Raw genomic sequence first — 19,963 nt, forward strand, 5'->3', positions numbered from 1 at the left:
CTATAATTTTTTAAAATTCAATAACCACTTTTTCACTTAATGGATACGATACACAGGTTAAAATATTTCCAGCCGAAACTTCATCCTGTGGCATTATATGACCATCTATCATTTTAACTTCACCCTCTACACATTTAGCTTTGCACGTAGAACACATACCCGACCTGCAAGAATATGGCAAAACAACATTATCAGACAAGGCTTGCTGAAGTATAGATTTATTCCCTTTAACTTTTAAATCATATTCTTCGCCGTTTAATTTCAAAACCACATCGCTTAGCAAATCCTTTCCCGTTAATTTTACAGTTGGCGCTTTAAACACCTCGAGTTTAATTTGCTCTCTGGTAATGCCATTTAATTTTAAAATCTCTTTTACTTTTTCCATATAACCATTTGGACCACAAATCATGTATTCATAATTACCAAAATCCAAATTATACTTAGTAAAAATTTCATTTACGAGCCCATTAGTAATTTGCCCTTTGTGATACCCTTCACCACAGGAATCGCAACTAGAAATTATATGCTCTGCATTAAATCTACCTTTATAATTAGCTTTTACTTGTTTAATTTCTTCATGAAAAATAATAGAGTTTAAATTTCGATTTGCATAAATTAAAAGCACACTAGAATCGTTTTCCTCGGTTAAAACAGATTTAATTATTGAAAACATTGGTGTTACACCACTACCTCCAGCAAATAACACATACTGTTTTTTATTACTTTTTTCTGGCGATACACAAAAACTTCCTGCAGGATTATCTACATTTAATTTATCGCCAACCTTTAAATTATCGTGAACATAATTTGAAACTAAGCCACCCTCAACACGTTTTATAGTAATTTTTAAATCCTTATCGGTATAAGGGTTACTACAAAACGAGTAAGCACGTTTATGCACTTGCCCGCTTATTGGCACATGTATGGTTAAAAATTGCCCAGGTTTATAACTTAATTTTTTAAAAAAATTTCCGTTTTTAAAAACCACTGTTAAAGCATCAGGCGTTTCTTTTATAAGTTCTTTTACTACTAATTTCATTTAAAATCTTATTTATAATAAAACACCATTGTAATATGAAACACCATGAGTATGGTTATTATTAAAGAAAGTGCAACATGAGCAATCATCCAACCTTTAAAATAAATTTCTCCGCTTTTCTTAATTACATCTAAATTAAAATACCCCAGTACGGTATTAGCAAGAAACATATACGACAACAAAAGCAAATACCCGTAGCCTAATCCTATACTGTGCATATAAAACAACAACGGACTAATTGCACCAAGCCACTTATGAATTTCTTGCATATTAACTGCAAACTTCTTTAATGTTTTAACGGTTCTAACCAACGACAACAACCATTGAAACAACACAAAAACAGCAAGAAGTAAACCCGTCCACCTTTTATACATTTCTTGTTGTTGCAACTGAAACAACCACTCCCAATTGAGTTTAAAAAGAAACTGAATAACAAAAGCTAGGAAAAAAATAATGCCTAAAATGCTAGTTTTACTTAATGCCATAAAAACGGATTGTAAAAAATGAAATATTACCGAAGTGAATCGAATACTTAATTAAATTATTTTTTATTTAATGAAACTAAGTGCTTCATCGTTTCGTAAGACGATAATTTTTTCACACTATCTAAAAACACCTCTGCAGTTGGCAAATATTTTCCATCTTGGGGCCACTTATCACCAATTTCTGGCTTCTCACTTTCTTTAAAATGCTCAATTTCATCTAAGTATTCCATATAAATATCAACCGTACCTTTTGCGTAAGAATTTAAAACCGCAACAGTTTCTTTATAGGTAAGCGAATCTTTAGGGTATTGCCAAGTGGTTGCTCCCATAACATCTCCTAGTTTCCAATCAGATTTTGTTGTTTGCGGATGATCGTTATGACAGGTTACACAAGCCCCAGCACTAGCTAAATCGGCAAACATGGCTGTATGCAATTTTTGAGAATCATCATAAAAAAATTGAGGTTCTTGATCTTTTTTTATCTGTTCGAACAACTCAGCTTGCTTACCTTCAAACTTATTTGCCGCATTTACGGGGTGGTCAGACCCCAAGTACAAGCCTAAAGGCACAGGGCCGCGTTTAATACTTGTAGCAACACCACGTAAAAACAAAGCTGGCAATGGCCCCGCTTCAACTTTGTCTTTTCGCCAATCTTCGTCAAATTTCATGCCTTGCAATTTCCCTTTACCAACAATAGCTTTAGTATAAAGTGTACGTGTTACGTCGTTTTCTTTAGACACCATTTCTAACACTTCTTCAACCGAAAAAACATTTTCTTCTCCTTGTAATTCAGCTTTTTCCTCAGGAACACCACCACATGCCACAACTATTAATGAAGCTAATAATGGATATGTAAATTTTAGTTTATAAAAAGTTTTCATTGTATTAATTTTTAGTTTATCGAATGTTTTTTTTAGTAAGATGCTTTAATCATAACATCTGCCATTGTACCGTAAACAGCTGCCCAAGCATCTTTTACCTCTGGTGTAAAATCGTCTCCAAGACCAGCTTCTAGAGTACCAAGCAATGCCGCTCCAACGGTATTATAGTGGCTAGCTTCAACCTTATACCCAACATGACGTTTACCTAAATCTTGTAATACAGGGATTAGCGCATCCAGATTACTCAACCCAGCAACCGCAGCACCCAACATAGTCATTAACTTATTACCTTGCTCTTTCATAACACCCTCGTCGTTAGGGAATAATGATTTTAAACCAGGATCTAATTCAAAAAGTTTAGTATAAAAAATGTCGGCTGCGGTAGATGCAATGGGTTTTACTTTTTCGAATGACGTTTGTACAAGTGTTACTGTTTTTTGTTCCATAATATTATCAAGTTAGTTTTATAATTTTCACTTAAGTATTAATACTTAAATAATGAAACAAATTTAATATGACTAGATAAAACTAAGTATGGAAACAAACATGTAAATAACTTTTTTTAAACACCTAATAACCTGATAAATAATAGGAAAATATATGTAATTAGCAGCATTTCATATTTAACAAACACAAAAAAGCCATACATAACAGTATGGCTTTTTTTAATATAAGTTGTTGGTAAAAGTATTAACTATCTAAGTAGAAATTATGTTCGCTAATTTCATTTTTTAAACCTTGAATATCGTTTATAGCAATTTTTTTTCCGCTAGTAGAAATTAATTTTTCACTTTTTAATGCCGAAAAAACTCTAATAACTTGCTCTTCGGTAGTTCCAGCATGATCGGCATATTCTTTTCGATTTAGTATAACGTCTAAATACCCTTTATTCACACCAAATTTTCTGTAAATATATAACAAAGTATCTATAACCCTTTCTCTTACCGTCATTTGTGAAATAGATTTAACTTTAGATTCACTTCTATTGAGCTCATCGGCATAAAACATCATAAAATCGTAGGCAAATTTTGCATCAGATAATAATGCCTCTTGCAAAAGCGATTTTGAAAAATAACACAGCATCGTAGTTTCTATTGCAATGGCACCTATAGAATAAAACTCTTCTGTACCAAACCCACGATGACCAATTATCTCTCCTTCGGTAGCAAACCTAACAATTTGCTCCTTACCATTTATTCCCGTTCTAAACACCTTTACTTTACCATCTAAAACAAAAAACAGGCCATTAACCGAAGCGCCTTCAATAACAAATTGCTGTCCTTTTTTGCATCGTAAAGTATTCTTACTACTTAAAAAAGCTTCGTTTATAGAACTTAAATTCTTCTTTATTAAGCAATTATAATTTTCACATGAAACACAACCTACATTCAAAGATGCTTTTTTTCTATTTAAAGATGAATAGTTCGGCATTATGGAGGTTACTTCATTCAAATTAATATCACATTACTTATTCAAAAGTAAGTAAAAATACTTAGTTTTTAATGTTTTTACGTATTTTTACATATTAAGTAATTATAAATCCTAATTTTTAATAAAACTATAATAAAATGATTCATTATACTTAATTTTTACAAAAATAAGCACAGTATAAATATACTAAAGACGCAATCGTTATATTTACAAAAACATAACGATACATTTAAATGATCTCGATTACCGAAGCCATTTCTTCAATAAAAATTAATCATAAACCTAGTTTTGCAACAACAACAAGACGTATTGAAAAAGCTAATGGCTATATTTTAGCAAAAAACATACGCTCTCCAATTAACATGCCTCCTTTTAAACAATCAGCAATGGATGGTTATGCATTAAACTTACACGATAATTTAACTTACAAAGTCGTTGACGAAGTTAAAGCCGGAGACCAACACCAACCTATTTTAAATCAAGGTGAAGCTGTTAGAATTTTTACAGGTGCAGCCGTTCCAGATTCGGCAAATGCTGTAATCATGCAAGAAAAAGTTATAGCAACAGGCAAACAAATTAAAATTGAACATCAAATTAGCGAACAACTCAATATTCGCCCAATAGGTGAACAAGTAAAACAAAGTGCTACAGCCTTAAAAAAAAGCACTAAACTTACACCAGCTGCCATTGGGTATTTAACCTCATTAGGAATAACCGAGGTTTTGGTTTTTAAAAAACCATCGATAGCCATTATTACAACCGGGAATGAACTTGCAGAACCTGGACACAAATTAAATCATGGCCAGATATATGAAAGCAATTCTAAAATGCTCCAAAGCGCTCTTTATAGTCTAAAATTTTACGACGTAACGCTACACAAAGTAGAAGACGATTACACCAAAACAGTAACACTTCTTAACACCGCTATAAACACCAACGACTTAGTAATAATTACAGGAGGTATTTCGGTAGGCGACTACGATTTTGTTGGAAAAGCTTTAAAAGAATTACATGTTAAAGAGCATTTTTATAAGGTAAAACAAAAACCAGGAAAGCCATTATTCTTCGGAAAAAAGAACAACACATCGGTTTTTGCATTACCAGGAAATCCGGCCGCAGCCTTAACTTGTTTTTACATTTATGTGTACATCGCTTTGCAAAAAATGATGAATAGAACCGAAATAGAATTACCAAAAACACGAGCCAAATCACTTTCTAACTTTATAAAACGAGGGGATCGTCCGCAATTTTTAAAAGGAATTTATTCTGAAGGCAAAGTAGAAATATTAGACGGTCAAAACTCTTCAATGCTACAAACTTTTGCTCTAGCAAATGCTTTAGTTTTTTTACCTGAACACACTCAAGAGGTAAAAATAAACGACAGTGTTGAAACTATTTTACTCCCTGTTTAAACCAACAAACTATGAGCTATAAAATTAAAAGCAGAATTTGGATTGAGGCTAACAACAATGTATTGCTCGGACAAGGCCGCGTACAATTATTAAAAGCCATTGCCGAAACCGGATCACTATCAAAAGCAGCCAAGTCGCTAAACATTTCATATAAAAAAGCATGGACGCTTTTAGACTCTGTAAACAAGTCTGCTAAAAAACCGGTTACCATAAATAGTATTGGTGGTAAAGGTGGTGGTGGTGCCGAATTAACAGATTACGGAAAATCATTAATTCATGTTTTTGACGAGATAAACCAGAATTGCTGGGAGTTTTTAGATAAACAACTTAAGAAAATAGACAATTTATAAACATGTTACAAACAGAAAATATATATATTTTTCTAGCCATACTTCCTATAATTTCATTTTTATATGCAAGTGTTGGTCATGGCGGCGCTAGTGGCTATTTAGCTCTAATGGCCTTATTTTCCTTTGCTCCAGAAACCATGAAACCTACAGCCTTACTACTTAATTTATTTGTAGCTGGCATATCTTTTTTCTATTATTTTAAAGCAGGACATTTTAACAAAAAGCTATTTTCCGCGTTCGCAATCACTTCAATTCCTTGTGCATTTTTAGGCGGCACCATTGAAATTGACGCCTCTATATACAAGAAAATATTAGCTGTACTACTCATATTTGCTATATTAAAAATGCTTAATGTTTTTGGCAAAGAAAAGAACCAAATTAAACCTGTAAAAATTTGGCAAGGTCTTGTTGTTGGTGCCTTAATTGGTTTCTTTTCAGGATTAATAGGCATTGGTGGCGGCATTATACTTACTCCCATAATTTTACTATTGCATTGGGGCAAAATGAAAGAAGCCGCAGCCGTATCGGCTTTATTTATTTGGGTAAACTCTGCATCTGGTTTAATCGGGCAATTAGTAAGCGGAATTACTCTAGAAAAAGGCTCATTCGTGCTTGTTACCATTGCATTAATTGGTGGTGTTTTAGGCGGATTTTTAGGAAGTAAAAAGCTAAACAACCAGAAATTACGATACATTTTAACCTTTGTTCTTGTTATAGCTTGTTTTAAATTAATACTAACCTAGATGATTAATAAAAACAACATAACAGGCATTGTTTTAGCTGGCGGAAAAAGCTCCAGAATGGGCACCGATAAAGGCTTTTTAAAACTCAATAACAAATATTTTGTTTCCTACAGTATCGACGCCTTAAAACCATTAGTTTCTGAAACTCTTATTGTTTCAGATAACAAAGACTACGATGTTTTTAAATGCCAAAGAGTTGAAGATACCATTAAAAACACAGGACCTGTAGCTGGTATTTATTCAGGATTAGCCACATCAAAAACCGAATTTAATTTAGTTTTAAGTTGCGATATTCCCTTTATAAAAACCGAAATATTACAACGACTAATTACTGCCATAGACGATGTTCACGATGTTTTTCAAATTAAAAGTAACAATAAAAATATGCCCCTAATTGCATTGTACAAAACCACTGCTTTAAACGCATTTAATAAAGCATTAAATGAAGATGAACGCCGATTGCAAACCGTATTAAAATCGCTAAAAACAAAATCGGTGGTTTTAAATAAAGAAGAAGACAACACAACACTAAACGTAAATACACCTAACCAATTTAAAGCCATTATAAATGGAAATAACTATTAAATATTTTGGGCAAATTGCTGAAGAAACAAACACAACCGAAGAAACTATTCGTATAGAAAACGGTAATATTTCTAACATTTTAACTCTTTTGCTTAAAAAATACGACGGATTAAAATATAAAGATTTTCAAGTGGCGCAAAACCAAGAAATTGTTTCGCCAGAAACCGAAATAACTGGTGCAGAAATAGCATTATTACCACCATTTTCTGGCGGATAAAAAACACAAATTTTTCATCTTTTTTAAATAGTTAGAAAGCCTAAAAAAAGTAACATATGACAAACAGATACAATAAACATATTATTTTACCAGAAATTGGACAAGAAGGCCAAAACAAGCTTTCTAATGCGAAAGTTTTGGTAGTTGGTGCGGGTGGGTTAGGTTGTCCCATTTTACAGTATTTAGCTGCGGCAGGTGTTGGCACCTTGGGAATTATTGATTTTGATGTTGTCGAAATATCAAATTTACAGCGTCAAGTTTTGTTCGGTCAAACAACTTTAGGAGAAAACAAAGCCTTGGCTGCTAAAAAACGCTTACAAGATTTAAACAGTGAACTAAAAATAAACGCATACCCAGAAGCACTAACCCACCAAAACGCCTTGAATTTATTCATGCAATACGACATTATTGTTGATGGATCGGATAATTTTAAAACCCGCTATTTAGTAAACGATGCCTGCATTATTACCAATAAACCTCTTGTTTTTGGTGCTATTTATAAATTTGAAGGTCAGGTTTCGGTATTTAATTACCAAAACGGACCAACGTATCGCTGCTTATTTCCAAATCCGCCACAAAAAAATGCCATTCCAAATTGTGCAGAAATTGGTGTTTTAGGAGTTTTACCAGGCATTATTGGTAGTATGCAAGCCAATGAGGTTATCAAAATAATTACAGGAATTGGCGCTGTGTTATCTGGAAAATTATTGTGTTTTAATTCGCTAACAAATCAAACATCCATTTTAAAAATTAAAAAAAACGAAGCTATTATAAACGCTGTTAAAACAAAGGCTTCAAAGTTTCAGTTTAATAAATCGATGCAACATAATTGTGAGGTCGTTAAAACGGCTTCATTCAAACATATTATCGGTAAAAAAAACATTCAAATTATCGATGTTCGCGAAATTCACGAGCAACCAAAAATAGATGGTTTCAATGTAATTTCTATTCCGCTTAGCGCAATTCAAAATCACTTAAATCTATTTAAAAATAATTTAGAAAACTACTTGTTTTGTCAATCGGGAATACGAAGCAAAAAAGCAGTTAAAATATTAAACGATGCAGGCATCACCAACTGTTTTAGTATAGAAGAAAGCGCTCAAGAGATAAAGAATTCCACCATCATGGAATTAAAAAAAACATAAAAAATGAAAGACAAAAAACCAAAAAACGTATTTATAAAAGGCGCCATTACCCACGAATTTATTGGGAACAGCATTTATAAACATCAAAGCAAAACTAGCATTGGAGCACACAATATTTTCTTAGGTCAAGTGCGTGCCGATAAAGTTGACGACAAAACAGTTTCGGCTATAGAATACACAGCTTACGAAGACATGGCCAACCAAAAATTTCACGATATTCGAGAAGCCACCTTTAATAAATTCAACCTTACTTGCATGCATATTTACCATAGTTTAGGCACAGTTAAAGCTGGCGAAATTTGCCTATTTGTTTTCGTTTCTGCACCACACCGAAAAGTTGTTTTTGACGCTTTAGAATACGTAGTAGAAGAAATTAAAGCACATGTTCCCGTTTTTGGCAAAGAGATTTTCGAAGACCAATCGCATCAATGGAAAAAAAACACTTAGGTGTTTTTGTGAATCGTTAATTTGTTAAAACGTAGTAATGGTATACCAATTTTTATTTGAAAAATTAAATGTTTGGATAGATCCCAAAGAGCTAGTTAAACTAACATATTTAGTTACAAAAGAATTTCCTATTGAAGAAAAATACGGACTAACTAACCAGCTACGAAGAGCATCCATTTCAGTAGCTTCAAACTTAGCTGAAGGCACTTCAAGAAACACTAATAAAGATAAAGCTCATTTTACAACATTATCGTTTAGCTCATTAATGGAGGTATTAAACCAAATCATAATAGCAAAGGAACTAGGCTTTTTAAATGAAAATAATTATCAAAAAACAAGAACACAAATTGAAAATATTTCAAATAAATTAAATGCATTACGCAAAGTACAGTTAAACAAATAAACCACTCAACACATTAACAAACAACATGGTAGACATCACTCATAAAAACACAACACTTAGAACAGCCATAGCCCAAGCAAGCGTAAAAGTAAGTAAACCCGAAACTATAGAGGCAATAAAAAACGACACCGTGCCAAAAGGCCATGTATTTGCCATGAGTAAAGCCGCTGGACTTTTAGGCGTTAAACGCACACCAGATATTTTACCAGATTGTCACCCATTACCCATTGAGTTTACAGGTGTTGAATATGAAATTGACGGATTAGATATTCACGTTATTTTCACTGTAAAAACCATATACAAAACAGGTGTAGAAGTTGAAGCCATGCACGGCGCAAGTGTAGTTGCTTTAAACATGTACGACATGTTAAAACCTATTGATAAAGGTATTGAAATTCACGCCATAAAACTTTTAAATAAAAAGGGTGGAAAATCTGATTACAAAAACAAATTTAAAACAGATTTAACTGCAGCAGTTGTAGTTTGTAGCGATACCATTTCGGCAGGACATAAAGAAGATAAAGCAGGAAAAGCCATTATTGAAAAGCTTAAATCCTGTGAAATAAGCATTTCGGAATATGTTGTTATTCCAGACGAACTAGACGCCATTCAAAACAAAGCAAAAGGCTACGAAACTATGGGTGTTGATATGGTAATTTTTACTGGCGGAACTGGGCTCTCAAAACGCGACGTAACTCCAGAAGCTTTATTACCCATTTTAAACCGAAGGATTCCTGGTATTGAAGAAGCCATTAGAAATTACGGACAACAACGCATGCCATATTCTATGCTATCACGAAGCATTGCCGGAACTATTGGCAACACTTTAATTTTGGCACTTCCGGGATCTACAAACGGTGCTAAAGAATCTATGGATGCCATTTTTCCATCGGTTCAGCATGTGTTTGGGGTTTTAAGAGGCGCAAGGCATGATTAAAACCAATAAAGTGAAGCATCTTAATTTTATATAAAAAACGATGACAAATATATTAACAGACCATTTTAACAGACAACACAGCTATTTACGCATTTCGCTAACCGAACGCTGTAATTTACGTTGCACATATTGCATGCCAGAAGCCGGCGTTCCGTTGTCGCCTAAAAGTCATTTAATGAGCTACGAAGAAATTTATGCCATAGCAAAAACCTTTGTAGAAAACGGTGTTACCAAAATAAGATTAACTGGTGGCGAACCCCTTGTTCGAAAAGATTTTAGTACCATTTTAAAAAAATTAGCATCGTTACCGGTAGAACTAGCAATAACATCGAATGCAGTAATAATTGATCGCTTTATCGACGATTTAAAAACCTATGGTGTTAAAAATATTAATGTTAGCCTTGATTCGCTTAATAAAGACAAATTTACACATATTACCAGACGCAATAATTTCGATAAAGTTTACAACAATATTTTTAAATTAATAGACGAAGGTTTTAATGTTAAATTAAACGCTGTTTTAATGAAACATTTTAATGAAGATGAAATTGTAGATTTTATTAATTTCACTAAAAACCTACCTATTTCGGTTCGATTTATTGAGTTTATGCCTTTTGATGGTAATAAATGGGATAAAAGTAAAATGATATCTTATGCTGAAGTTATGCAATATGCCGAAGCAGAATTTACACAAAATGATATTTTAAGATTACAAGATGCACCAAACGACACCTCTAAAAACTATAAAATTAAAGGTTACAAAGGAAGTTTTGCAATTATAAGCTCTGTAACCAACCCGTTTTGCGATTCTTGTAACCGACTTAGATTAACTGCAAATGGCCAATTAAAAAATTGTTTGTTTTCTGCAGAAGAATCCGATTTACTAACCACACTTCGCCAAGGAAAATCTATAGAACCTGTTATTAAAAAAGCCATAGAAGTCAAGTTTAAAATACGTGGCGGTATGGATACATTAAAAAAACTAGAAAAACCTCAGCTTCATACCAAAAACAGAAGTATGATAACTATTGGTGGATAGCAAATGCCAGTTTAAGAATTTTTTAAAAAATCAAACAAGAGAATGCCTCTCACTACTTCTTAAGTTTTAACTAACTAAAAACCTCAAACCGACAAATTGCAATCCTTTCTTCAACCAAAAATTAAACTTTATTTATTAACACTTTTTTCTCGAAACTAGATTTTGACGCCTCGCATAACGAACAATGATAAGTTTCTGGCAAGACCTCGAAACTAGTATTTGGTGCAATATTTTGTGTAATATCGCCATATACTTTATTGTAAACTGTTAAACATTCGGTACATTGATAAACTTCTTCCTCTAAAGTTTCAGAAACTACTAATTTGGTTTTCGTATCGGTGCTTTCATTTCCTAAATTTTCAAAATACAGCTTACTTAATTCCATTAATAACCCAGGAAGCTCAACCATATCTACATCTTGAACATGTACTATATATTCTCTTGTATTAGGGTCGAAATTTTTAGCGTAAAGCAAATTATAAGTATCTCGAATTATAAAATCCTCAACTGTTTCTGGCGCTTTATTTTTTTCTATAACTATAGACGTGAAATTATAGGTTGTACTATCAAAATTGGTTATACCAAAAGTTAAACCATAAGTACTAATATCATTTTGATCGAAATTAGTTACTAAGTATTTTTTTAAGTTTAAAGCATCTTTATCGTTTACCGGAATATGCCAATTCATTTCTAACATAGAGTGGCGTACATTTATACCAAACTTCCCTAAAAACTTTTCCCATTGTAATTTAGATTCTGCAGGAATACCCTTTACAATAAAACTTTTCCATGGGGTAATAGATATTTTTCCAATTTTATTTTCTGCACAAATTTCACAAAGTGACTTTAAAAATTTAATATCGTAGCGGTTGTTACGCCAATACAAACCCAACCAATATTTATCACCAATTCGGTTCATGCCTTCATAATAAGGAAAAGGGTAAAATGGCACTTCAAGTGGCTTATCAACAGTTCTATTATTTGTATCAACAGCATCACTAACGAGCTGAAAAATGGTTTCCACATTTTCCGGTTCCTCTTGCAGTACTTGCTCAATAGCCAATTCTATTTTATCCATATCCCAACTATATATTAAGGCAGGGTACATTTGTGTTTTTTTCCAACCAGGTAAGCGCACATATAAATACCAATAATCTTGATGATGTGATGCTACAAAATTTATATTACCTGTAAACAACGGCACCAAACGCTGTTTAGGGTCAGCAACATTTACGCGTAATTTTAAATTGTGTTTAAACTGCTCTATGATGTACAAATACCTATCACTTGTAAGCCATGAAGTACTTGGCAAAATATCAGCAGAAACATAAGACGACGATAAATTTTCTACACTATCTCGCTTTGGTTTAACAAAGGTAATTTTATCAAATTTATTAAATTTACTTTCATCTATTTCTTCTGGGAAAATAATATCTTGTCTCGAGCCAAACGAAATAGCATCCAACCCAAGATACTCTGCAGCTTCACAAATATATTTTAATTCTCCTGGTGACAATACACCACCGTTAATTCGTAATCTGTATGGCTCTATCATTATGCTAATACTTTAGAATTATTAAGAATTTCTCTTACTTCGGTTTTGCAACTACCACAACCTAAGCCAGCTCCTGTAGAATTGCATAGTGCGGTAAAATCGGCACACCCACCACGAATAGCTTCTTGAATGTTACCCACACCTACTTGACTACAAGAACACACCAATTCACCTTTAACAGGCTCTGTATTAGATGCGCCACGAAGCAAAGTGTCTCGTTTTTCGGCCATTTCAATCTTACTTTCAATCATCGATTTAAATTCGGCAAACTCATTTTTATCTCCCATTAAAACTGCTCCAATTAATAAATCGTTTTTAACTATACATTTTTTATAGTAACGCTTTTTTATATCGGTAAAAATTATTTCCTCATAGCTTTCATCATTTTCTGGCACTTTAATTTCTCCTATACTACAAAGATTTAAATCGTTAAATTTTAAAATATTCATAAGTACCGATCCATTGTAAGACGACCCTAAATCTCCTGCAATAAAATTGGCTAAAATATTAGCTTGCTCTTCTGCAGCCGAAGTTATCCCGAAAAGCTGATTGTTATATTCTGCAATTTCACCAATTGCAAAAATATCTGGATTAGACGATTGTAAATGCTGATTTACTTTAACACCTCTTCCGCATAAAATACCATTTTCTCTAGCAATTTCAACATTTGGAATGGTACCAATAGCATAAACAATAGCATTTGCTGTTAAAAATTTACCACTTTTTAAGGTAATATTTAATTCACCCGTATCCTCATCATCAAAAACCGTACTTACCTCATTATCAAAATAAACCTGTATGCCACGTTCCTGCACATCTAATGACAATAATTTGCTTGAAATACTATCTAACTGGCGCTCCATTAATCTTGAGGCGCGTTGAATAATAGTGATTTTAGCGTTTTTATGTTTCATTGCTGCTGCAAGCTCTAAACCAAGTAAACCTCCGCCAACAATTACCACATGTTGCTCTTCTGGCGGTAAGCCTGTAGCCTCTAAATAAGCTTTAAAATCATCTGCATCTTTTTTATTACGCATAGTAAATCGCCCTGGCAAATCTATTTGAACATCGCGAGGCACAAAGGCACGACTACCTGTTGCTAAAATAAGTTTATCAAAATTATGCTTCTCTTTATTACTATCTATTACGTATTTTTCTTTCTGGTTTATTTCGATTATAAACGTTTCAGGATGCACGTTAATATCTAATTTAGAAAGTTCTAATTTCTTGATTTTAAGCAATTGTTCCCAACTTAATTCATCGGTTACATATTCTGGAAGCAACACACGATTGTAAAATAAATTAGGCTCTTTTGAAAACACATGAATATCGTCTACTTCATTTAATTCACGATAATTTTGCACAAACCTAAATGCAGCAGCTCCAGCTCCAACAATTATAATTTTATCTTTTGGCTTTTTATATTTTACAACTTTAACACGAGTGTACTTAAAATCAGGTTCTTTTGAAACTGGATCTATAACCGTATGCGTTAAATTATTAGCTCGATTTAAAGTGTTTTGCAATTGTTTACCCCAATGCATAGGCAGAAAAACCACACCTTTTGCTATATTTTTAGTAACCTTTGCTCTTACACGAACCTCTCCATTTTCGCTGGTTATTTGAGTAATATCACCGTCTTTTATATTATTTAAATATGCATCGACAGGGTTAATTTCCAAAACTGGTTTTGGGTAATGTGTTTTTAATCGTGCTACCTTACCGGTTTTAGTCATGGTATGCCATTGGTCGCGCACACGACCAGTAGTAAGTACTAAAGGAAAATTATCGTTTGGCTTTACTGCCGTATTTTCTATTGATGAAGGCACATTAAAAATTGCCTTTTTTGATGGTGTATAAAACACCTTATCTTCAAACAAACGTGGTGTTCCTGGATGTCTATATTCTGGAACTGGCCATTGAAAAGTACCTTCAGTTTTTAAACGATCGTAATTAAGAAAAGACACATCTATATTTGTGCCTTTTGTCATACTACAATACTCATCGTAAATTTCTTCCGTACTGTTATAATTAAAACCTCTGAACCCCATACGTTGTGCAAAATCGCAGAAAATTTCAACATCTGGTCTGGCCTCACCGGGTGCTTGAATTTCTTTTGGTAAGTATGAAATTCGGCGTTCGGAATTCGTCATTGTCCCTTCTTTTTCCAACCAACCAGCAGCTGGAAGAAGTAAATCGGCATATTCTGTAGTATCTGATTTATGAGATATATCTTGTACCACAACAAACTTAGCGCTTGCCATAGCTTTTTCTATTTTATGCGAATTAGGTAAACTAACCGAAGGGTTTGTACATGCAATCCAGATGGCTTTTAATTTACCAGACTCTAAAGCATCAAACATTTGGGTTGCCGTTAATCCGGGGTTAGGTGAAATTTCTTCTACACCCCAAAACTGAGCGACTTCTCGACGATGTTCTGCATTAGCCAAGTCTTTATGAACAGCTAACAAATTTGCCATTCCACCAACTTCTCGCCCGCCCATGGCGTTAGGCTGACCCGTTAATGAAAATGGACCTGCTCCTGGCTTACCAACATTTCCTGTAATTAACGAAAGATTTAAGAGTGATACATTTTTATCGGTTCCTACAACGCTTTGGTTAAGCCCCATTGCCCACATGCTAATAAAACCTTTCGAAAGCCCTATTACATCGGCAACCTTACGAATGCTTTTTTCGGGAACACCACAAAGTTTAGAAGCTTGTTTAACCGAAGTTTTAAAAATGAGTTCTTTATAAGCTGTAAAACCATCGGTGTAATTGTTTATAAAATTCTCATCTATTAAACCGCGTTCGTATATACAACGTGCAATAGCATTGTAAAGAATAATATCGGTTCCTGGAATGAGTTGTAAATGAATATCTGCAAAATTTGCCGAATCGGTTTTTCGCGGATCGACAACAATAATTTTAACGTTCGGGTTTTCTTCTTTACGTTTTTCTATTCTTCTAAATAAAATAGGATGACACCAAGCTGGGTTTGCACCAGTAATTAAAAAACAATCTGCCAACTCAATATCCTCATAAGAAATAGGCACACTATCTTCACCAAATACTTTTTTATAACCAACAACGGCAGAACTCATGCATAATCTCGAATTAGTATCAATGTTATTAGTTCCTAAAAAGCCTTTAGTTAATTTGTTTGCTATATAATATTCTTCGGTTAAACTTTGACCAGACACGTAAAACGCCACACTATCTGGACCATATTTTTTTATCATTGTTTTAAAAACACTCGCCGCTCTATCTAGAGCATCATCCCAACTTACACGCTCTCTTGGATGTGAACGGCTCCAGCGCATTTCTGGATACAAAATTCTATCGGAAGTATCGTTAGCTACGTAATGCAGATTCATACCTTTACTGCATAGCATACCTTTATTTACCGGATGATCTTTATCTCCTTCTACAAAAACCTTATCGTTATTATCTTTTTTAATAACAATTCCGCAGCCTACACCACAATATGAACATGTTGTTTTTACTTCTTTTTTTAACATATCAAAGGTTTTCTTCTAAATTAAGGTAAATTTTGATGTGAATTTGTTTTACAAACCAAAATATAGCATAAATCAAAAATACGTATAAATACTTAATTTTCTAAGTATTTTATACGTATTTTAAAATTTATACGATTTTAATAATAAGAAATTTTACTTTTTAAGAATATGACAAAAAGAAAGCGATTTATACCCTAAAAAATATAAATCGCTTAATATTAAGCTTATATCGACTTAAATAAGCTGATATTTTTTAGCCTTATTAGTTAGTTCCATTAAATTTTTAACCTCAAGTTTTTTCATAAGATTAAACCGATGTACCTCCGCAGTTCGTTTACTTATTTCTAATTCTTTAGCAATATCTTTGTTGTTTTTTAGCTGTAAAACAAGTTCTAAAATTTGCTTTTCACGCTTAGTTAACTTAAAAGGATCTTGTTTTGTAATTTGGGCTTTAGGGGCTTTAGTTGTTTCCATCGCTATATTTCCGCTTACAAAATTATTAAGTAAAATTGCAGATACTTCGCCTGTAAAATACTTTCCTCCAGAAGCCACAGTGTTTAATGCTTTTAAAAATTCATCTTTACTTGCTCCTTTAAGCATATAACCATCGGCACCTGCCTGAATAGATTTTACTACATATTCTTCGGAATCATGCATAGATAATACTAGTGCTTTTACACCTGGATGTGTTTGTTTAAGCTCTCCAACCACCTCAATACCATTTTTATTTGGCATACGAATATCTACGATTAAAACATGAGGCTGTTCATTATTAATTATATCAATAGCTTCAACACCATCGGATGCTTCATTAACTACATTTATACCCTCTTGATCTTCCAGTAAAGCCTTTATACCATCGCGCACTAACACATGATCATCGGCTAATACCACATTTATTACATCATCCATAATTCGTTTAGTTTTTTAGGTTGGTAAATTTACTAATTTTTCGTTGCTTACCTGCTTTGGCAATGGAATGTTTAAAGTTACTCGTGTACCCTTATCTTTCTCTGAATATAAAAACAAGCGACCATCAATAAATTTAATGCGCTCTTTCATAAAAGTCATCCCCATACCACCATCTGCATTTTTTACTTTCTTAACTTTATTAGGATCGAAGCCCTTTCCATTATCATCAATTACAATACTAAGTAAATTTTCACTGTGCGATAAAGAGACTATTATATATGAAGAATTAGCATACTTAATTGCATTATTTATAGCCTCTTGAACAATACGATAAATATTAATTTCAACTAAAGAATCCAAACGTTGGTTAAAATTACTTTTATTAAAAAGTTGAATGTTTTTACCCGTAAGCTTACTTAGTTCCTGTGTTAACTTTGTTATAGCAGGAACAACACCATGATCGGACAATTCTGGAGGCGTTAAGTTAAACGTTGCCGTCCTTACACCTTTTATAATATTTAAAGCCAACTCTTTTAAATATTCAATTTTTTGCTCTGCCTTTTCTGTATCATTTAAATTAATACTCTCGAGGTTATATTTTAAACCCGTTAACATTTGTCCAATACCATCATGAACATCTTTGGCTATTCGGCTTTGTTCTTTTTCTTGATTTTCTATAATTTGACTTGAAATTATTTTTTGATGATTCATTTTCTCATCAAAACCTTTTTTAGTAAGGCGTTCAATTTCAAGTTGCGCTTCTTTCCTTGAAGTAATATCTGACGCAATAATTAACAATTCCGATTTATCTTCTGATGGATTAAACGGAATAAAAGCCATTTCTAACCATACATCCTTTTCGTCTTTGGTGGTTGCTTTTACCTCTCCTTGCCAACCAATTTTTTTATGCTTAGATACAATATTTTCAATTAAAACCTGTTCGTTTTCATTAACCGATAACACCTCTGCAAAAGATGCAGACGTACTAAACCTAGACACCTTAAAAAGTCTAGAGAATTTTTTTCCCATATGCACCAAAGAGCCGCTAGGGGTAATTCTAGCAAATAGTAAAGTTTCATCCATAGCATAATTTAGGGCTCGCAACTCTCTAATAGATTTTTCTTTTGCTATACTAAGTTCATCCGCTTCAATTGCCATTTGTTTTGCCTTACTTTCTGCTCGAAGCAAATCGGCTAAAGTTGCTCTAATATTTTTTGCGGTTGGCCAAAAAATAAACAAGAATTCCAATAATAAAACCGATAGTGTAAAAATGGTAATAAGCGACTCTAACTGGCGCAACCAATTTACCTTTTTACTAGCCTCTAGATCGTACTGGTTAACGATATCATCCATTAAAAATAAAAAATCACCTTCGGCGCTGGTAACTGTCGCAATTTCTGGTTCGTAATGAACTAATGGTAAAGGCGGTGTATTTTCAATTTTTGAGATTATCCCCTTGGAAGCGTTACTTATACTTAAGAAAACCGGATTTAATTTCTCAAATTTTTGCTGAACAGCTTTACTATTATCTCCTGGTAACCCCATACTATCATTACCTTTTTGTAAAGCATAGTGGGAGGTTTCCCAGACTCTTAAAGTTTGTTTTATTTGATTTTTTAGCTGAAGCTGAACATCTAAATCTTTAGCTGAATTAAGTTTTAAAATATCTTTTGTAAGCTTTTGGCTAAGCATACGTTGCCTTCCTGCAACGTTAATAATTGTTGAATCGCTTTCTTGAGTATTAAGATGTCGCCTAACTAAATACTGACTTACTATAATAGATAGCGCAATTACTGTTAATGCAATAATGTACAACCGGCTTAGTTTACCAAAGGTACGTTGGTCCAATGTGTTGCCGTTGTTACTCATATTTATAATTTAAATTTATGCTAGAGCCTGTTTTATAAGCGCCAAACTTTTTTCTGAATATTTAATTTTTAAGGCTTCTTCGTGGCCTTCATCAGACATTTTAACCCATGTTTTTTGAAGAATATCAATTATTTTTTCATCGGAATGCTTTTCTGCAAATTCTTCAAAATAATAATCTAAAAACACCAAACAAATAACATCTTCTAGTATTTGAGTTTCTTCGTTTTTCTTTATAAGTTTCTTTTTAATTAGGTCGGTTACTCGTTTAATAAACTCAATGTTATATCCTACTTCTTTTAAAATACCCTCTGTTAAATCGGCATGCATTTTTTTTAAAGCCTCACGCCATTTTAAATACCCAACACGATCCATTGGATATTCTTTCCTATCTATTTTCCAACGACAAATGTGTTGTGCTCGAGCTGCTATTTGCAATGCTCTTGAAGCATTAGGTTTAAATTGTAATAATTTTTGCGACATACGTTGCGAATACAATAATTCCTTTGGAAAATTTAATCCATTGGTCGTATATACATTTGTGTCTTCTGCGTTTTTTTTATCTATTAATGCTATTGCGGTTTCAAATCTTGTAGGCTTCATATATGTTTATATTAGTCTGCAAAGCCAATATACACAATTTCTTGTTCAATTTTTACAGGATATGTTGCAATAGGATCTAAATCTCCATTCAAGTTAGTGCCATCTACTAAAGAAAATAATTTTTTATGCAAAGGACAAGCTACTATGGGCACTCCTTTATGATCGCCAATCATGCCACGACTTAACACCATTTCTTCTTTTTCTGGCGATAAGTTTTGCGTGGCATACCAAGTATTTAATCTAGCAAAGTTAAAAACGGCTATTTGCAAATCTTTATACTTTACGCAAGCACCACCATCTTTAGGAAAATCGTTAACCGATGCTGCTTTAAACCAAACTTTTACCTCGTCTGGCTTTACACTTTTATATTTTTTAGCAACTGTAATCATTTT

The 19,963-nt window shown here is 33.1% G+C and carries 21 protein-coding genes; 10 read left to right on the forward strand and 11 right to left on the reverse strand.

Features of this window, described 5'->3' with window-relative positions; translation table 11 throughout:
• Nucleotides 1–10: 10 nt before the first annotated feature.
• The 5 genes from PW52_RS02610 to PW52_RS02630 form a co-directional block, all read right to left on the reverse strand.
• Nucleotides 11–1,039, reverse strand: coding sequence for a ferredoxin--NADP reductase (locus PW52_RS02610; RefSeq protein ID WP_044631375.1), 1,029 nt, complete (start codon nucleotides 1,037–1,039; stop codon nucleotides 11–13).
• A gap of 8 nt (nucleotides 1,040–1,047) precedes the next feature.
• On the reverse strand, nucleotides 1,048–1,524 hold the full coding sequence (locus PW52_RS02615) for a hypothetical protein (RefSeq protein ID WP_044631376.1): 477 nt from the start codon (nucleotides 1,522–1,524) through the stop codon (nucleotides 1,048–1,050).
• 56 nt (nucleotides 1,525–1,580) lie between these two features.
• A complete protein-coding gene (locus PW52_RS02620; RefSeq protein ID WP_044631377.1) occupies nucleotides 1,581–2,405 on the reverse strand; it encodes a c-type heme family protein in 825 nt (274 codons plus the stop codon).
• Nucleotides 2,406–2,437: 32 nt separating this feature from the next.
• Entirely contained in the window at nucleotides 2,438–2,851 is a 414-nt protein-coding gene (locus PW52_RS02625; RefSeq protein ID WP_044631378.1) for a globin family protein, read from the reverse strand.
• 244 nt (nucleotides 2,852–3,095) lie between these two features.
• Entirely contained in the window at nucleotides 3,096–3,836 is a 741-nt protein-coding gene (locus PW52_RS02630; RefSeq protein ID WP_044631379.1) for a Crp/Fnr family transcriptional regulator, read from the reverse strand.
• 233 nt (nucleotides 3,837–4,069) lie between these two features.
• On the opposite strand from PW52_RS02630, the gene PW52_RS02635 reads away from it, so the two are divergent.
• From PW52_RS02635 to moaA, 10 genes are read left to right on the forward strand one after another with little or no spacing between them, the layout of a single operon-like run.
• Nucleotides 4,070–5,248, forward strand: a complete 1,179-nt coding sequence (locus PW52_RS02635; protein WP_044631380.1) for a molybdopterin molybdotransferase MoeA — start codon at nucleotides 4,070–4,072, stop codon at nucleotides 5,246–5,248.
• Between the two features lie 11 nt (nucleotides 5,249–5,259).
• Nucleotides 5,260–5,598, forward strand: coding sequence for a winged helix-turn-helix domain-containing protein (locus PW52_RS02640; protein ID WP_044631381.1), 339 nt, complete (start codon nucleotides 5,260–5,262; stop codon nucleotides 5,596–5,598).
• A gap of 2 nt (nucleotides 5,599–5,600) precedes the next feature.
• A complete protein-coding gene (locus PW52_RS02645) occupies nucleotides 5,601–6,341 on the forward strand; it encodes a sulfite exporter TauE/SafE family protein (RefSeq protein ID WP_044631382.1) in 741 nt (246 codons plus the stop codon).
• On the forward strand, nucleotides 6,342–6,926 hold the full coding sequence (mobA, locus tag PW52_RS02650) for a molybdenum cofactor guanylyltransferase (RefSeq protein ID WP_044631383.1): 585 nt from the start codon (nucleotides 6,342–6,344) through the stop codon (nucleotides 6,924–6,926).
• A complete protein-coding gene (locus PW52_RS02655) occupies nucleotides 6,910–7,143 on the forward strand; it encodes a MoaD/ThiS family protein (protein WP_044631384.1) in 234 nt (77 codons plus the stop codon). The genes mobA and PW52_RS02655 overlap by 17 nt, the downstream gene beginning before the upstream one ends.
• Nucleotides 7,144–7,199: 56 nt before the next feature.
• Entirely contained in the window at nucleotides 7,200–8,288 is a 1,089-nt protein-coding gene (moeB, locus tag PW52_RS02660; protein WP_044631385.1) for a HesA/MoeB/ThiF family protein, read from the forward strand.
• 3 nt (nucleotides 8,289–8,291) lie between these two features.
• On the forward strand, nucleotides 8,292–8,735 hold the full coding sequence (locus tag PW52_RS02665) for a molybdenum cofactor biosynthesis protein MoaE (protein ID WP_044631386.1): 444 nt from the start codon (nucleotides 8,292–8,294) through the stop codon (nucleotides 8,733–8,735).
• Between the two features lie 37 nt (nucleotides 8,736–8,772).
• Nucleotides 8,773–9,138: a four helix bundle protein gene (locus PW52_RS02670; RefSeq protein WP_044631387.1), complete on the forward strand. Its 366-nt coding sequence runs from the start codon at nucleotides 8,773–8,775 to the stop codon at nucleotides 9,136–9,138.
• 25 nt (nucleotides 9,139–9,163) lie between these two features.
• The gene (gene moaCB, locus PW52_RS02675; protein WP_044631388.1) at nucleotides 9,164–10,075 is read left to right on the forward strand and encodes a bifunctional molybdenum cofactor biosynthesis protein MoaC/MoaB; all 912 of its coding nucleotides are present in this window, start codon (nucleotides 9,164–9,166) and stop codon (nucleotides 10,073–10,075) included.
• A gap of 40 nt (nucleotides 10,076–10,115) precedes the next feature.
• Nucleotides 10,116–11,114 (forward strand): GTP 3',8-cyclase MoaA, encoded by a 999-nt coding sequence (gene moaA, locus PW52_RS02680; RefSeq protein ID WP_044631389.1) that lies wholly within the window; start codon nucleotides 10,116–10,118, stop codon nucleotides 11,112–11,114.
• Between the two features lie 121 nt (nucleotides 11,115–11,235).
• Here the strand turns inward: moaA and PW52_RS02685 are convergent, their stop codons facing one another.
• From PW52_RS02685 to nirD, 6 genes are all read right to left on the reverse strand, one after another.
• Entirely contained in the window at nucleotides 11,236–12,669 is a 1,434-nt protein-coding gene (locus PW52_RS02685) for a rubredoxin domain-containing protein (RefSeq protein WP_044631390.1), read from the reverse strand.
• Complete coding sequence (locus PW52_RS02690) at nucleotides 12,669–16,190, reverse strand: nitrate reductase (RefSeq protein ID WP_044631391.1); 3,522 nt, start codon at nucleotides 16,188–16,190, stop codon at nucleotides 12,669–12,671. The genes PW52_RS02685 and PW52_RS02690 overlap by 1 nt, the downstream gene beginning before the upstream one ends.
• 234 nt (nucleotides 16,191–16,424) lie before the next feature.
• A complete protein-coding gene (locus PW52_RS02695; RefSeq protein WP_044631392.1) occupies nucleotides 16,425–17,102 on the reverse strand; it encodes a response regulator transcription factor in 678 nt (225 codons plus the stop codon).
• Nucleotides 17,103–17,117: 15 nt separating this feature from the next.
• Nucleotides 17,118–18,971 (reverse strand): sensor histidine kinase, encoded by a 1,854-nt coding sequence (locus PW52_RS02700; RefSeq protein WP_044631393.1) that lies wholly within the window; start codon nucleotides 18,969–18,971, stop codon nucleotides 17,118–17,120.
• Between the two features lie 15 nt (nucleotides 18,972–18,986).
• The gene (locus PW52_RS02705; protein ID WP_044631394.1) at nucleotides 18,987–19,571 is read right to left on the reverse strand and encodes a DUF4202 domain-containing protein; all 585 of its coding nucleotides are present in this window, start codon (nucleotides 19,569–19,571) and stop codon (nucleotides 18,987–18,989) included.
• Between the two features lie 11 nt (nucleotides 19,572–19,582).
• On the reverse strand, nucleotides 19,583–19,960 hold the full coding sequence (nirD, locus tag PW52_RS02710) for a nitrite reductase small subunit NirD (RefSeq protein ID WP_044631395.1): 378 nt from the start codon (nucleotides 19,958–19,960) through the stop codon (nucleotides 19,583–19,585).
• Between the last annotated feature and the right edge of the window lie 3 nt (nucleotides 19,961–19,963).

The organism is Neotamlana sedimentorum (genome assembly GCF_000943565.1).
In the GTDB taxonomy this organism is placed as follows: domain Bacteria; phylum Bacteroidota; class Bacteroidia; order Flavobacteriales; family Flavobacteriaceae; genus Neotamlana; species Neotamlana sedimentorum.

What these genes read in the sequence shown, in the direction of transcription:
- moaA (WP_044631389.1), top strand. Translation starts at nt 10,116, where the DNA reads ATGACAAATATATTAACAGACCATTTTAACAGACAACACAGCTATTTA.
- mobA (WP_044631383.1), top strand. Translation starts at nt 6,342, where the DNA reads ATGATTAATAAAAACAACATAACAGGCATTGTTTTAGCTGGCGGAAAA.
- PW52_RS02645 (WP_044631382.1), top strand. Translation starts at nt 5,601, where the DNA reads ATGTTACAAACAGAAAATATATATATTTTTCTAGCCATACTTCCTATA.
- PW52_RS02640 (WP_044631381.1), top strand. Translation starts at nt 5,260, where the DNA reads ATGAGCTATAAAATTAAAAGCAGAATTTGGATTGAGGCTAACAACAAT.
- PW52_RS02665 (WP_044631386.1), top strand. Translation starts at nt 8,292, where the DNA reads ATGAAAGACAAAAAACCAAAAAACGTATTTATAAAAGGCGCCATTACC.
- PW52_RS02700 (WP_044631393.1), bottom strand. Translation starts at nt 18,971, where the DNA reads ATGAGTAACAACGGCAACACATTGGACCAACGTACCTTTGGTAAACTA.
- nirD (WP_044631395.1), bottom strand. Translation starts at nt 19,960, where the DNA reads ATGATTACAGTTGCTAAAAAATATAAAAGTGTAAAGCCAGACGAGGTA.
- PW52_RS02695 (WP_044631392.1), bottom strand. Translation starts at nt 17,102, where the DNA reads ATGGATGATGTAATAAATGTGGTATTAGCCGATGATCATGTGTTAGTG.
- PW52_RS02615 (WP_044631376.1), bottom strand. Translation starts at nt 1,524, where the DNA reads ATGGCATTAAGTAAAACTAGCATTTTAGGCATTATTTTTTTCCTAGCT.
- PW52_RS02670 (WP_044631387.1), top strand. Translation starts at nt 8,773, where the DNA reads ATGGTATACCAATTTTTATTTGAAAAATTAAATGTTTGGATAGATCCC.
- moeB (WP_044631385.1), top strand. Translation starts at nt 7,200, where the DNA reads ATGACAAACAGATACAATAAACATATTATTTTACCAGAAATTGGACAA.
- PW52_RS02655 (WP_044631384.1), top strand. Translation starts at nt 6,910, where the DNA reads ATGGAAATAACTATTAAATATTTTGGGCAAATTGCTGAAGAAACAAAC.
- PW52_RS02620 (WP_044631377.1), bottom strand. Translation starts at nt 2,405, where the DNA reads ATGAAAACTTTTTATAAACTAAAATTTACATATCCATTATTAGCTTCA.
- PW52_RS02630 (WP_044631379.1), bottom strand. Translation starts at nt 3,836, where the DNA reads ATGCCGAACTATTCATCTTTAAATAGAAAAAAAGCATCTTTGAATGTA.
- moaCB (WP_044631388.1), top strand. Translation starts at nt 9,164, where the DNA reads ATGGTAGACATCACTCATAAAAACACAACACTTAGAACAGCCATAGCC.
- PW52_RS02635 (WP_044631380.1), top strand. Translation starts at nt 4,070, where the DNA reads ATGATCTCGATTACCGAAGCCATTTCTTCAATAAAAATTAATCATAAA.
- PW52_RS02610 (WP_044631375.1), bottom strand. Translation starts at nt 1,039, where the DNA reads ATGAAATTAGTAGTAAAAGAACTTATAAAAGAAACGCCTGATGCTTTA.
- PW52_RS02685 (WP_044631390.1), bottom strand. Translation starts at nt 12,669, where the DNA reads ATGATAGAGCCATACAGATTACGAATTAACGGTGGTGTATTGTCACCA.
- PW52_RS02705 (WP_044631394.1), bottom strand. Translation starts at nt 19,571, where the DNA reads ATGAAGCCTACAAGATTTGAAACCGCAATAGCATTAATAGATAAAAAA.
- PW52_RS02625 (WP_044631378.1), bottom strand. Translation starts at nt 2,851, where the DNA reads ATGGAACAAAAAACAGTAACACTTGTACAAACGTCATTCGAAAAAGTA.
- PW52_RS02690 (WP_044631391.1), bottom strand. Translation starts at nt 16,190, where the DNA reads ATGTTAAAAAAAGAAGTAAAAACAACATGTTCATATTGTGGTGTAGGC.